The organism is Ensifer sp. 22521 (genome assembly GCF_052044795.1).
Classification (GTDB): domain Bacteria; phylum Pseudomonadota; class Alphaproteobacteria; order Rhizobiales; family Rhizobiaceae; genus Ensifer.
This window is the reverse complement of the sequence record NZ_JBQENM010000018.1, coordinates 121,362-134,503: the sequence shown is the minus strand read 5'-3', so window position 1 is coordinate 134,503 and position 13,142 is coordinate 121,362. Positions and strand designations below refer to the sequence as shown.

The 13,142-nt window shown below is 61.9% G+C and carries 13 protein-coding genes; 9 read left to right on the top strand and 4 right to left on the bottom strand.

The features are described 5' to 3' along the window. From cysT to ACTJKE_RS24965, 4 genes are all read left to right on the top strand, one after another. A partial coding sequence (gene cysT / locus ACTJKE_RS24980; RefSeq protein ID WP_063891439.1) for a sulfate ABC transporter permease subunit CysT occupies positions 1-835 on the top strand: 835 nt, incomplete at its 5' end. Further along, positions 825-1,727, top strand: a complete 903-nt coding sequence (gene cysW, locus ACTJKE_RS24975; protein ID WP_113515237.1) for a sulfate ABC transporter permease subunit CysW — start codon at positions 825-827, stop codon at positions 1,725-1,727. The genes cysT and cysW, both read left to right, overlap by 11 nt. 13 nt (positions 1,728-1,740) lie before the next feature. Beyond that, complete coding sequence (locus ACTJKE_RS24970) at positions 1,741-2,883, top strand: sulfate/molybdate ABC transporter ATP-binding protein (RefSeq protein ID WP_440661272.1); 1,143 nt, start codon at positions 1,741-1,743, stop codon at positions 2,881-2,883. A gap of 121 nt (positions 2,884-3,004) precedes the next feature. Beyond that, entirely contained in the window at positions 3,005-4,369 is a 1,365-nt protein-coding gene (locus tag ACTJKE_RS24965; protein WP_440692727.1) for an FAD-binding oxidoreductase, read from the top strand. A 64-nt stretch (positions 4,370-4,433) separates the two neighbouring features. On the opposite strand, the gene ACTJKE_RS24960 is transcribed toward ACTJKE_RS24965, so the two are convergent. The 3 genes from ACTJKE_RS24960 to ACTJKE_RS24950 form a co-directional block, all read right to left on the bottom strand. Beyond that, entirely contained in the window at positions 4,434-4,943 is a 510-nt protein-coding gene (locus ACTJKE_RS24960) for an RES family NAD+ phosphorylase (RefSeq protein ID WP_440692725.1), read from the bottom strand. After that, on the bottom strand, positions 4,943-5,314 hold the full coding sequence (locus ACTJKE_RS24955; RefSeq protein WP_440692723.1) for an antitoxin Xre/MbcA/ParS toxin-binding domain-containing protein: 372 nt from the start codon (positions 5,312-5,314) through the stop codon (positions 4,943-4,945). Before ACTJKE_RS24955 ends, ACTJKE_RS24960 begins: the two co-directional genes overlap by 1 nt. Before the next feature lie 1,212 nt (positions 5,315-6,526). Next, positions 6,527-7,240 (bottom strand): MBL fold metallo-hydrolase, encoded by a 714-nt coding sequence (locus ACTJKE_RS24950; RefSeq protein WP_440692721.1) that lies wholly within the window; start codon positions 7,238-7,240, stop codon positions 6,527-6,529. 339 nt (positions 7,241-7,579) lie between these two features. Between ACTJKE_RS24950 and ACTJKE_RS24945 the strand changes: the two genes are divergently transcribed. The 5 genes from ACTJKE_RS24945 to ACTJKE_RS24925 all read left to right on the top strand — a co-directional run bounded on the left by ACTJKE_RS24945 (position 7,580) and on the right by ACTJKE_RS24925 (position 10,837). Beyond that, the gene (locus ACTJKE_RS24945; protein WP_058327253.1) at positions 7,580-8,140 is read left to right on the top strand and encodes a hypothetical protein; all 561 of its coding nucleotides are present in this window, start codon (positions 7,580-7,582) and stop codon (positions 8,138-8,140) included. Between the two features lie 383 nt (positions 8,141-8,523). After that, entirely contained in the window at positions 8,524-8,862 is a 339-nt protein-coding gene (locus tag ACTJKE_RS24940) for a hypothetical protein (protein WP_440692719.1), read from the top strand. A 190-nt stretch (positions 8,863-9,052) separates the two neighbouring features. Beyond that, positions 9,053-9,748, top strand: a complete 696-nt coding sequence (locus tag ACTJKE_RS24935; protein ID WP_440692717.1) for an ankyrin repeat domain-containing protein — start codon at positions 9,053-9,055, stop codon at positions 9,746-9,748. A 29-nt stretch (positions 9,749-9,777) separates the two neighbouring features. Next, complete coding sequence (locus ACTJKE_RS24930; protein WP_082663509.1) at positions 9,778-10,290, top strand: YHS domain-containing (seleno)protein; 513 nt, start codon at positions 9,778-9,780, stop codon at positions 10,288-10,290. Between the two features lie 88 nt (positions 10,291-10,378). Next, a complete protein-coding gene (locus ACTJKE_RS24925; protein ID WP_058327256.1) occupies positions 10,379-10,837 on the top strand; it encodes a cupin domain-containing protein in 459 nt (152 codons plus the stop codon). 20 nt (positions 10,838-10,857) lie between these two features. Here the strand turns inward: ACTJKE_RS24925 and ACTJKE_RS24920 are convergent, their stop codons facing one another. Next, positions 10,858-13,032 carry an adenylate/guanylate cyclase domain-containing protein gene (locus ACTJKE_RS24920; protein ID WP_440692729.1) on the bottom strand — a complete coding sequence of 725 codons (2,175 nt, stop codon included), beginning with the start codon at positions 13,030-13,032 and terminating at the stop codon, positions 10,858-10,860. Between the last annotated feature and the right edge of the window lie 110 nt (positions 13,033-13,142).

The window sequence follows — 13,142 nt, the reverse complement described above, 5'->3', positions numbered from 1 at the left end:
CTGGCGATTTCGCCAGCCGAGTGTTTTGCCTGGTTTTGGGCTGTCGCTCGGGATCACGCTGAGTTGGCTGGTGCTGATCGTGTTGATCCCGCTGTCGGGACTGGTGTGGCGGGCAAGCGGGCTCGGCTGGGCCAAGTTCTTTGAGCTGGCGCTCGATCCGCGCACGCTCAATGCCTTGAAGATCTCGTTCGGCACGGCGTTTCTCGCCGCCGTCATCAACCTCGTCTTCGGCGTCATCCTCGCCTGGGTGCTGGTGCGCTATCGGTTCCCCGGCAAACGGGTGATCGATGCCATGGTCGACCTGCCGTTCGCGCTGCCGACGGCGGTCGCCGGCATTGCCTTGACGACGCTTTATGCCGGCAACGGCTGGATCGGCCAGTTCATCGAGCCGCTCGGCCTGAAGATCGCCTTTACGCCGTCCGGCATCGTCGTCGCGCTGATCTTCGTCGGCCTGCCGTTTGTCGTCAGGACCGTGCAGCCGATCATGGAGGAGATCGACAAGGAGGTGGAAGAAGCCGCAGCCACCCTTGGCGCCAGCCGCTTCCAGACGATCAGCCGGGTGCTGCTGCCGGGGCTGTTGCCGGCCGGCTTGACCGGCTTTGCCCTCGCCTTTGCCCGCGGCGTCGGCGAATACGGCTCGGTGATCTTCATCGCCGGCAACCTGCCTTATGTCTCCGAGATCGCGCCGCTTCTGATCGTCATCAGGCTCGAAGAGTTCAACTACGCCGCCGCCACCGCCATTGCCGCGGTGATGCTGGCGATCTCCTTCGCCATGCTGCTCCTCATCAACTCGATCCAGGCCTGGAGCCGGCGGAGATATGTCTATGTCGCATGATCTGACCGCCAATCCTCTGCCCGCATCCGGCCCACAGCCCGCCCTGCCGGCGCTGGCCGCCGCCACCTCCGAAAGCCGCTTTGCCCGGCTGACCCTGACGATCACCGCCCTTGTCTTCGTCGCGCTGTTTTTGCTGTTGCCGCTTGCCGCCGTCTTCACCGAGGCGCTGCGCAAGGGGGTGGGTGAATTCGTTGCCGCGCTTGGCGACACCGAGACCTTCTCGGCCATCCGCCTGACGCTGATCGTCGCCGTCATCGCCGTGCCGCTCAACCTCGTCTTCGGGGTTGCCGCCGCCTGGGCGATCGCCAAGTTCGAGTTCAAGGGCAAGGCGTTCCTGACGACGCTGATCGACCTGCCGTTCTCGGTCTCGCCGGTCATTTCCGGCCTCGTCTTCGTGCTTCTGTTCGGCTCGCACAGCCTGATCGGTCCCTGGCTGCAGAGCCACGGCATCCAGATCCTGTTTGCCGTGCCCGGGCTGGTGCTCGCCACCGTCTTCGTCACCTTCCCCTTCGTCGCCCGCGAGCTGATCCCGCTGATGCAGGAACAGGGCTCCAGCGACGAGGAGGCGGCACTGTCCTTGGGGGCATCGGGCTGGCAGACCTTCTGGTTCGTGACGCTGCCCAACATCAAATGGGGGCTGCTTTACGGCGTGCTTTTGTGCAACGCCCGCGCCATGGGCGAGTTCGGCGCCGTCTCGGTCGTCTCCGGCCATATCCGCGGCGAGACCAACACCATGCCGTTGCAGGTCGAAATCCTCTATAATGAATACAACTTCGTCGCCGCCTTCGCGGTGGCGGCGTTGCTGGCGCTTCTGGCGCTGATCACCCTGATTTTGAAGACGGCGCTGGAGATCCGCTACAGCGCCGAGATCGCCGCCAGCCGCAGGCATTGAAAGGTCAAACGCTATGGACGTGCGCGTTCACAACATCCGCAAGGAATTCGGCCGCTTCCCGGCGCTCGACGACGTCTCGCTCGATATCCGCTCCGGCGAGCTGATCGCGCTGCTTGGCCCCTCCGGCTCCGGCAAGACGACCTTGCTGCGTCTCGTCGCCGGGCTCGAAAGCCCGACCGGCGGCACGATCTTCTTCGGTGACGAGGACGCCTCGCAAAAGACCGTGCAGCAGCGCAACATCGGCTTCGTCTTCCAGCACTATGCCCTCTTCCGCCACATGACCGTGCTCGACAACGTCGCCTTCGGCCTCAAGGTGCGCCCGTCGGGCCGAAGGCCGCCGGCCGCCGAAATCCGCAAGCGGGCCCTCGACCTGCTCGACCTGGTGCAGCTCTCCGGTCTCGACAAACGCTATCCGGCCCAGCTCTCCGGCGGCCAGCGCCAGCGCGTGGCGCTCGCCCGCGCCATGGCGGTCGAGCCGAACGTGCTGCTGCTCGACGAGCCGTTCGGCGCGCTCGACGCCCAGGTGCGAAAAGAACTGCGCAAGTGGCTGCGCGAGATCCATGACCGCACCGGCCACACGACGATCTTCGTCACCCACGACCAGGAGGAGGCGCTGGAACTGGCAGACCGCGTCGTCGTCATGAGCAAGGGCGCGATCGAACAGGTCGGCACCCCCGACGAGATCTACGACCATCCGGTCTCGCCCTTCGTCTTCGGCTTCATCGGCCAGTCGAACGCGCTCGCCGTCACGCTCCAGAACGGCGAGATCTGGTTCGAGGACCGGCCGATCGGGCTCAGGGCCCCGGCCGAGCCGGACGGGCCTGCCAACCTGCACTTCCGCCCGCACGACATCGAGCTGATCGACGGCTGCGGCGGCTGTCTTGCCGGCCTCGTCACCGCCAGCCGCCGCGTTGCCGGCACCCGCCATCTCGAACTCGATCTTGGCCGCAACCATCCGCATGTCGAGATCGAACTGTCGCCCGAACGCGCCGCCGCCGGCGACCACAGCCGCATCGCCTTCCGGCCGACAAAGTGGAAACTCTTCAGAGACAACAGAGAGCAGGCCGCAACGACCGCACCGGCAAGGGCCGAGCAGCAAGAAGCCGAGGAGAGCGCCGAAACGGAAGCCTTCGAGCTTGCCCGGACGGGCACCTGATCTCACCGGCCACCCGCCGACGAAGCGCGCTTGAGCTTCGTCGGCCGATTTCGGTTTGCTTCGATATGCGCTAAGCAGGGACGCCCGCGGCAAACCATTGCCGCGGAAACGGGAGAAGCGCATGACGATCGTCGACGACCTGAAACAAGCCCTCGGTGACATCGTCCTGACCGGAACCGAGATTGGCGAACGCCACCGCAGCGACGCCAGCCTGACCGGCCGCGAACTCCCGAAGGCCGTTATCCGACCGACAAGCAGCGAAGAGATCGCCGCAGTCCTCCGCCTCTGCAACGAGAACGGCCAGGCAGTTGTAGTCCAGGGCGGCCTGACCGGGCTTGCCGGCGGCGCCAATGCCAGCAGCGACGCGGTGGTGATTTCGCTCGAACGTTTCACCGGTATCGAGGAGATCGACCCGCAGGCCGGGACCATGACAGTGCGCGCCGGCACGCCGCTCGAGGTGGCGCAGCGCGCTGCAGAAGAGGCCGGCTTCCTGTTGCCGATCGATCTTGGTGCCCGCGGCTCCTGCCAGATCGGCGGCAATCTCGCCACCAATGCCGGCGGCATCCGTGTGCTGCGCTATGGCGTGACGCGCGACAACGTGCTCGGCCTCGAAGTCGTGCTGGCCGATGGGACTGTCATCTCGTCGCTCAACAAGATGATCAAGAACAACACCGGCTACGATCTCCGGCAGTATTTCATCGGCTCCGAGGGAACGCTCGGCGTGATCACCCACGCGGTCCTCCGTCTGCGGCCGCTGCCAGCCGGCCGGCTAACGGCGCTCTGTGCCCTCGACAGCTTTGATAATGTGGTTGCCTTCCTCACATATTGCCAGCGCCGCCTGCCGGGGCTCTCAGCCTTCGAGGCCATGTGGCAGAACTATTTCCGCTTCAACGCCGAGGCCGAAAAGCAGAAGCTTTTTGATGAAATTCCGCCTTTCGCCGTGATCGTCGAACAGGATCTCCTGGGTGACGACAGCGAGCGCGGTGCGTTCGAAGCCTTTCTCGGCGAAGCGCTCGAAGCCGGCATCATCAGCGACGCGCTGATTGCCCAATCGGAGAAGGAAAGCCGCTCGTTCTGGAACATCCGCGAGGGCCACGCGATGGACCAACTCTTGCCCGCGCTGATCAACCTCGATGTCAGCCTGCCGATCGGCAATATCGGCCGCTTCGCCGCGGAATGCGGCAAGGCGCTTTCCGCGCGTTTCCCGGCCGCCCACGTCTCCTTCTTCGGCCATGTCGCCGACAGCAACCTGCACATCGCCTTCTCGCAATCGGACAGTGACGCGGAAACGCCGCACATTGTCGACGGCATCGTCTATGAGATCGTACGACGTTACAAAGGTTCGATATCGGCCGAACACGGCATCGGCACGTTGAAGCGCGATTTTCTCCACCATTCGCGCAGCCCCGCCGAGCTCGAACTCATGCGGCGGATCAAGCACGCGCTCGATCCGAACGGCATCCTCAATCCCGGCAAGGTGCTCTGAAGCAACTCCAGGAAAAGTGTGAAGCGGTTTTCCGTCCGGAGTTGCGCCTTTCAGAGAGGCGGCTTCAGAGCCAGGAAGCCGGTGTCTTCGGCAGACGCCCCTCGGGACCGATGACCTTCAGCTCGGGGCCTTCACCTTCGTTCCAGCGCCAGAGCGCGACGCAGGTGCCGCCGGGCGACATGAACGACGGATAAATCAGGCCAGCGAAGCCTTGGGCGCTGAGCTCCGCCTGCAGGCGGTGCGTCTCCGGCACACGGCCGCAATCGAGCGCGTCGCGCCATTCGCAACGGTGGATATCCGCAGTGACACCGAACACGGCCAGTTCATCCGCCGTTGTCACGTCCGCGAGCCGCGCATAGCGCAGCTCGAGCTGCGCGATCAGCGCCGGGTGCTGGACGAAACCTTGATTGTATTCCGCCCAGGCGGTCGAAAGTTCGCGGGCCGCATAGATTGTCGGCACATCCAGGGGATTCCAGCGTCCGCCAAAGCGCGAAGCGCCCTCACCGGAGAGCGGCGCATGTGCCCAGCGCGGGACATAGGCGTGCCACAGCCGCACCGACTCGCCTCCCGCCATCAGGCGTAGACACCGGAACGCACGGCCTCGAGATAGGCGAGTACCTTGTCGGCCTTGCCTTCGCCGACAAGGTCATAGGCCGTCTTGCCGGCCCAGCCGGGGATCGGCTGGTGCTTGAACCAGATCACGGCGCGGCTGTCGTCCCCCGCCATCTCGCCGGCCATGGCGAGGATGCGTACGACGTTGCTCAACGCCGCATCGACCTTACGGGCGCTGGATTTCGCCGTCAGCGTGTTGCGCGCGACACCGATCAGCTTTGCCAGTTCCGCAAGCGTCACGCCGAGGCGATCGGCGACCAGCCTCGCGGAGAGGAAGGACGAGTGGCTCTCGCCGTAGTGGGCGGCGGAGACATTGAGCCCGGCAGCAGTCATGGCACGATCCGATCTTATTTTGATCATCTGGCGATCAAAGTAAGCTCAAAAGACGCCCATTTCAAGGAAGCCCTTGTGGCCCGCCACGAACCTCTGAACTGGGTATCACCGAAAATCAACGAGTTAGCTCGATCTGCGCCATATCCATTTGGACGCGACGCCACATACCTCTGAACAAACGGGCCTCAAGCGCCACATCCCGTTGAACGCCCCAGCAAGCCGCTGTTTTTGCGAGATGATTCCGGCGGCAAAGATTGGATGAGATGGCTGGTGCGGGGCTTTCTTCTGCCGTCAGCTCATTGCGCGCGGGATCGCCGGTGTCATCCGAAACTGCGGCTTGAACGGAGGTCGCCGCACCGGCTTGCGCCACCCTTCAATTCCGATGACCATATGATGAGGAGTTCGAGTTAAACGAAGAAGTGCCCGCAAAATGAACGATCGTGGATTTGCTAAAGGCACGCTTCTTCAGGCATGGGATCGAGCTAGGTCCGATGCCATCCTGCAGATGAACAATGTCGTCTCGGCGTCGAACGATACGCTAAAGGCTATCATCGCCCCTGATCGCGAGGCGGCCGAATGGCTTTGCAGGTGTGAGCTCCACCTGGTGTCATGACAAAGCGATGCTGAGGGCCGACATCCTGTTCTGGGGTGCTGGATTCGTTTTATCGGTTCTTCTTTTGCTTGGAACCGTCCTCGGTCAATTCTATGTCAGCTCCACACTGGCAACGCTCGCCTTGGCAGCGCGATGCGATTGTAGAACCTAGCCACCCAGTTTGCGATGCGGAGCGCGTCCTCCTTGAAGCAGGTCGGCCCATCGGGAGCGAACGAAAGCAGCTTTTCACGGGGAACGAAATGCCATTGATAGATGTCGAGAAGGCACGGGGTCGTCACATCAATTTGACGAAGCTCGACGAGGAACTTGCGAGCATTCGCGCCCTTGGCCTCACTGGATCGGGCGTATGATCAAGGCCGGGCTGCCAGAGAAGTAAGTGTCAATGCGGTCGCCCATTGTAGCCAACTTACGGGGTGCAGGCCGCCAGATATTAGCTGTCGCTAAATTGCGACAAGTCGGCCGTTAGGCCACGTAGGCTGCGACGGCTGCGACGGCTGCGACGGCTGCGACGGCTGCGATGCGCTCGATTCAGACATTTGAGCGAACTCAACTGTGCCAGACCCAACCTGTCGGTAGCCAGCGATATCCGACCCCTTCCTTCACCACACGTCCGATCCCAGAATCGGATAGTGATAGCCGCTCACCAGCAGTCGGTCGCTGACAGCACGATCCAGCAAGGCGCGGCGTGTCTTCGCGCCCTTGTCGCGGTCATGATCCCATATGATTTGCCATTCGGGCCGGTCGAATGCGATGTGGATACTTGGAACTGCATCCCCTGTGATTAGCAGTTGCTCGTCTCCGGAGCCCACAAGCAGGGAAATATGGCCCTGCGTGTGGCCGGATGTGTCCAGTGTTGTAATCCCGGTAACGACATCGGTTCCAGCCTTGATCGGACGTACCCGGTCGCCAAGCGCAGCAAATACCTTGCGGAGATTTGGTGCGTCGGGAGCCGCCCATTCCGGAAGCTTCGATGCCGCATCGGCACCAGTCCACAAATCCAGTTCAACGTCTGACAAGACAACTTCCGCCTTCGGGAACAGTTCCGTTTGCGATGCCATCCCGCCCACATGGTCGCCATGGCAATGCGTGAGGACGATTGTATCGATGGTCTCGGGGACTATCCCTGCCTCTTCCAACGACTTGGTGAGACGACCGGCGTATCGGGCCCAGCCTTTTCCGGGTCCGACGCCGGTGTCGACGAGTATTCGCTTTTCGCCCGTATCGATCAGCAGCGGGTTGGCCTGCAGCCGGAAGACGTCCATAGCTATATAATGAGCGTCAAAAGTAGGCCTTCCTCTCATGTGCATCGACATTCGTTGCGATGCTATCTGTAGGAAGAAAAAACACCCCGTCGCATAGCATAGTGATCTGGAATTCACCGAACGGAAACCGATAGAAGCCAGGCGCTTCCGAACGGGCTTCGATTTCGGCGGGCGTGGCGTTACCCGAGGGCGCACAGGCCGCGACCCTAGCCTGATCGGGATCAGGATACCGAATTTGCCCGCAGGGCGGGGCGTGGTCGGCCTCGAACCCGCATCCAACGCTGTACCGTGTCACTTTCCGGTATCGGGGTCTTATGCCAAACGACCCTTCTCTAGGAACGGCATCAGCGTTAGATTAGGCGGGCCGGTCGCTCACAACAGGAGGTAGCCATGAAATGGCTCTTTATGCTCGCGTCGGTCACGTTAGCGTTCTCAGCCCCCAGCCTCGCCGGTGAACTTACGGCGGAGGTTCCCAAGGGAGACCCCGAGTTCATAGCAAAGGCGATGTCCGCTGCCCCAGCGGATATCGGGAAGGATGCCACAATCATTCGGATAGGTGACGGCTTCAAGGTCACCACCGTCAGGACCGGAACGAACGTTTGGACTTGCGCCGTCGATACGACCGGCGAGCCGTGGTGTGCCGATTCCGCCGGGCTTGAATGGTTCAGGGCGATTTCGACGAAGGCCGAACCGCCGGACAAGACCGGCTTCGTCTACATGATGGCCGGAGACCTGGGCACCAGCAACCATGATCCTTATGCGACTAACAAATCGCATTGGGTTCAAACGGGTCCGCACGTCATGATTGTCGGGAAGGCAGCGCACGAGATGGCGGCCAGTTACCCGAGCGAGTTGGACCCCAATCCAGCGCATCCCTACGTGATGTTTCCTGGTACCAAGTATGAGCACCTGATGCTTCCTGCCGACATGGGAACAGGCCACGGCCAGTAGCAGCCTCCACCGCCGCGTCTTGGCCGGCCGCGGCGGATTTCCTCGCCCGCGCTGCTCAACCTCGGCCACTTACGGCAGCGACGGAAGAACTTGGCGACCGATGCCGCGATGGTGTTGGCGCAGAGAAGCGCAAGCTGCGGCAAGATTGCGCTTTGAGCGAGGTCCTCCCGCCTGTGGTTGGCGAAGCGTTTCGACGGCATCGTGATATCGACCAGCGGCATACCAGGCCCAGCCGAGGAACGAGTAGTGGTCGCCAGGCGGATACGGGTTGAGGCGAAAGGTGTTTCGGGCGCATTCGATGGCTTCGATCGCACGTCCCTCGAACACCTCAGATCGGCAAGCATGGCCCACCCTTCGGAATGATTGGGATTGAGGCGAAGCCCTTGCTCGAACTCGGCCACTCCTGCTTCAAATTCCCCCTCGTAGGCATGCAGACAGCCAAGAACGATATGCGCATCGGCGTTCTCCGGATCGATCTCGGCGGCTTTCTCGGCGGCGGAGCGGTGTTCCTCAACAGCTTCGCCATAGTACAGCGCATCGAAATGATGGCTCATTGCGAGCCGGGCCTGCGCCCCGGCGAAGCCCCGATCGATCTCGATGGCCCTGAGCAGGAGTGCGCGAGCCGCCCTCGTTTCCCGATTGTGTCGCGAGCGTGCGGCCGCGTTGCTCGCCTCGGACGAACTCACGCCCGTGACCCGTTCTGGACCTTTGACTCGGTCTAATCGAGCGGCAACTTTCAGGTGCCGACCGGGACACCATGGCGTCAGCCTGTCAAATGCGGTAGACTTCCCGTACGTCCACTACGTGCGCAACGCAGGGGTTGGACTGATGCCCATTTCCGAGCGAGAATTGACAGCCGCGTCCGCGGGCGGGTCAATATGCCTGCCACTCTGGTCGCACACGCAGCAATACTTGGAGTTGCTTGCCCGAATTTCGGAGAGAAACGCGCGAGACGCTCCTTGTCATGAAATGCAGGTGTGCCGGCACCCCTTCGCAAAAGACCGAAAACAGCTCTCCGGCATCGTCCCACTGGTTGCATTCATTCTTTGCATTGGGATTGCGGGGGGCGCAGCCAATGCGGGACCGTTACACGACGCCGCGCGGGAGGGCGATCTCGACGAAATCAGCCAGCTCCTGTCTCAAGGCGTCGATGTCAATAGCCGCGACGAGAGTCGCGAGACGGCCCTGATCGAAGCTGCGCTTTCCGGCCAGACCAGGATCGCCGCCGTGTTAATCGAGGCCAGCGCCGACATCGAAGCCCGCAATGACCGCGGTTTCACCGCTTTGCACGCGGCGGCGTATTCCGGAAGTGTGGAGATAGCCGCATTGTTGCTGGACCACGGGGCTGAAGTCGACGCCTTGAGCAAGCACAAGATAACGCCATTGCACGTGGCCGCGGAAGAAAACCAGGCGGCGGTGGCAGAGCTGTTGATTGCCCGTGGGGCCGAGGTCGAGGCAATCCAGGTTTACGGCTACACGCCGCTGAGCCGTGCGACGTTCATGGAAAGCACTGAGGTGATGGCTCTGCTCAAGAAACACGGTGCCAAGTGCCAACCCAAGAAGACGATAGGCGCGTCGTACGCAGCCTGCGTTGCGGTCGGCAATTGACCGCCCGCAACAACAGCGGAGGACACGACATGAAGAAAAGATGCCCCGCAATGCGAGGTCCTTGGGTACTTGCAGCTGCCACGGCCGTCTCCCTCGCCACTATGGGCTCTGGTGAGTCCTGCGCTGCCGAGGTGGTAAATACCGGGTATTTCGGCAACGTCGCCATTCTTGGCTACGATCCCGTGGCGTATTTCACCGACGGCCGTGCGACAAAGGGTTCACCGGAGTTCACAGAGAAATGGCTCGGTGCAACTTGGTACTTCGCCAGCGTGAAGCACCGCGACGCGTTTGCTTCCGAGCCGATCCGCTACGCTCCTCAGTATGGCGGCTTCTGCGCGCTGGGCACGTCAGTCGAAGAGGCATCCGCGAACATCGACCCGGAAGCCTGGCGCATCGTCGACGGTAAGCTTTACCTTTTCTCCGGAAAGGAGGGCCTGGAGGAAGACTTCGATGCTGACCCGGCGGCTGTCAAAGCGAAGGCCGACGCCAAATGGCCGGGGGTCGAGGCGAAGGAGTTCAAGGCCAGGGCGGAACACGACTGAATCAAACTGGTCATGTTGAGAAGGCGGATACCTGACGGCCAGTCCGGCATAGGTTTATCGTGCCGGGTGAGACCGATGGAGGAGCGGGATGGCAGAACCGTTGATCAATGCACCCCGAGCGCAAGCGGAATGCGCGCTCGACGTGTTCGGCGAGACAGTGATCATTCGTCGCGATCCAGCCGGCGGACTCGATGCGTCCGTGATCGAGGAGATCGTACCGCCAGGCGTGGCTGCGCCGCTGCACCGCCACAGCCGGGAGGATGAAATCTCGTATGTGATCGAAGGTACGTTTCGAATCTGGCGTGGCGATGAGGTGTTCGACGTCGGCCCTGGCGGTATCGCATTGTTACCTCGCCGTCAGGTCCACTCCTTCAGGAACATGGGTACGGTCCCCGGCCGCCTCTTGACTGTCATCCTACCCGCAGGCTTTGAACACTTCTTCGAGGTAATTGCACAGCGTCGTTTGGGAGACGAGAACCTGGACGAGATTGTGACCGTCGCGGCGGACCAGTTTGGACTCGAGATAATGGGTCTTCCGCCAACCTGAGTCGTTGCGACGGGACGGCATCACGGAGCCGCCGAGAAGTACCAGACGCTCCCGCCGTCTGGAAAGACATACTCGTCGTGTTTTTTCGCGCTTCCTCCAGGATTGCGATACACCGGGCTGCAGAATTTGCGGCCGAGCAGAACCGACGAGGATCGCGTGCACAGGAAATCGTCCTCGAGAGTGAACTTGCCGACGATTATGTTGTTATGGGCGCGCAATGCGAAATCACCGTTTGCCCCAAGCTCCATGAAGAAGTCTACGCCGTCGTACTGATGCCCGATCCAGGTCTTGTCGGTCGCCAGGGTCCCGATCGCGTCGGCATCCAGTCGGTCTTCTGACCGTCCTCGGAAATCGTAGCTCCATTCCGGGAGCTTCGCGGAGCGCAGCGCATCCAGCCGGTGGTCGAGGTCCTCTTGCCGACGATGGTGGGAATACAACACTCGCAGGTTGGCAAGGCTCTGGCCGGGCGACCTCTCGAGGATTGCTTCGACGGCTTTGTGCGCCTCTGCCATCCCACCCAGCCGCGCGTTTGCCATGGCCAGGATTTCAAGGCCGAGGTCGCTCGGTTCCTCCGGCCGGACCGTCCGCACTGCCCTGATCGCCTCCTCGTAATGATGGTTCATGTAAAGCACGAGACCGTAGTAGTCGTAGACTTGCGCCCGTGGCTTGGGGTCCAGTTCCAGCACGCGTTCCATGGCCGCCAGTGCTTCCGGGTTCTGCCCCCCATAAGTCAGGACAATCGCGAGGTTGAGTTCCGCCTCCGCGCCATTCGGATCGAGCGCCACGGCCTTCTTGACCGACGCTATGGCTTCATCGATTTCGCCGTCAAGCATTTGCAGGATGCCGAGTACGGCATAGGCTCGCGCAGATTGCGGGTTCAGTTCAAGGCCCCGCCCCGCGGCGTCATAGGCACGCTGCCGGGCGACAGCGCTCAACATCAGCGGCTGGTAGTCGAAGCCAAGGACGTCGACGATGGCTCGGGCGTAGCCTGTGTGGGCGTCGGCAAATTCCGGGTCGAGCCTGGTTGCCTTCTCATAGAGGGAGAGAGCCTCTTCGAGAGACCTGTAGTCTATGGAGTACACCTTCTGCTCGGCTCGAGTGTAGAAGTCGTAGGCTTCGAGATTTCGGGTTGACAGGCGCGCTATCTGGGTTCGCTCGCTTTCCGACAGGCGCACTGCGAGCGCGCTAACGATGCGCTCGATCACTTCATTCTGCAGCGCAAAGATATCGGTGTAATCGCGGTCATACCGTTCGGCCCAAACGTTCCTTCCTGTGGTCGCATCGATGAGCTGCACATTGATTCGAACCGCGTTTCCCGCACGCCGGACACTGCCTTCGAGGACGTAGCGGACGTTCAATTGCTCGGCGATCTGCCGGACGTCCATAGATTTGCCCTTGAACGCGAAGGCGGAATCGCGGGCGATAACAAGCAGACCGGAAATCTTCGACAGATCAGTGATGAGATCGTTCGTAAGCCCCTCGGTAAAGTAGTCCTGTCCCGTAGTGTCGCTGATTTCGCCGAACGGCAGAACCGCAATGGATGGCCGTTGCGGCGCAAACCGCCATTGCCATGCGAAGACAATCGCGGCGATCGCGATCAGCAGTGCCGCGCCCGTTGCCAAAATCAAAGCCAGTCGGCCGGGCCGACGGGTGGCGGCGACCACCTTTCCCGCCTTGGAGGGGTCGAGCAGAACGCGATAGACGCGAACCGGGTCGGCTATGTTCTTCAGGTGCTGCTCACCGAGAGCTGAGAAGCCGACATCGGCCTTGTGCACGGCGTGATCGAACGCGGTCCCGGAGACGCAAATGCCGCCGGGCTGGGCCAGAGCTTGCAGGCGCGCGGCTATGTTGACGCCGTCGCCGTAGATGTCATCGCCTTCGACAATGACGTCGCCGAGGTTGATGCCGATGCGAAACTCAATTCGCTGGGTCTCGGAGACGCCCTGATCGCGGCTGGCCATTTTCCGCTGGACCACGGCGGCACACTGGACCGCATCAACGACGCTCGCGAACTCAACAAGCGCACCATCGCCCATCAGCTTGATGATGCGACCATGGAACTCCGCTATAGCGGGGTGGACCAATTCCCGGCGGCAGGCCTTCAGCCGCTCCAGCGTGCCGCCCTCATCCTCTCCCATGAGGCGGCTATAGCCGACCACATCGGCAGCGAGTATCGCGGTGAGCCGCCTCTCCATGTCTCTGGCCACCCATTCGATGACGATCAAGCGACAGCGATGCAATACTACCACGTCGAAGGCGATGCGTGTCGTATGCGCGCGCATAGGGGCGTGAGTTGTTCGTCATG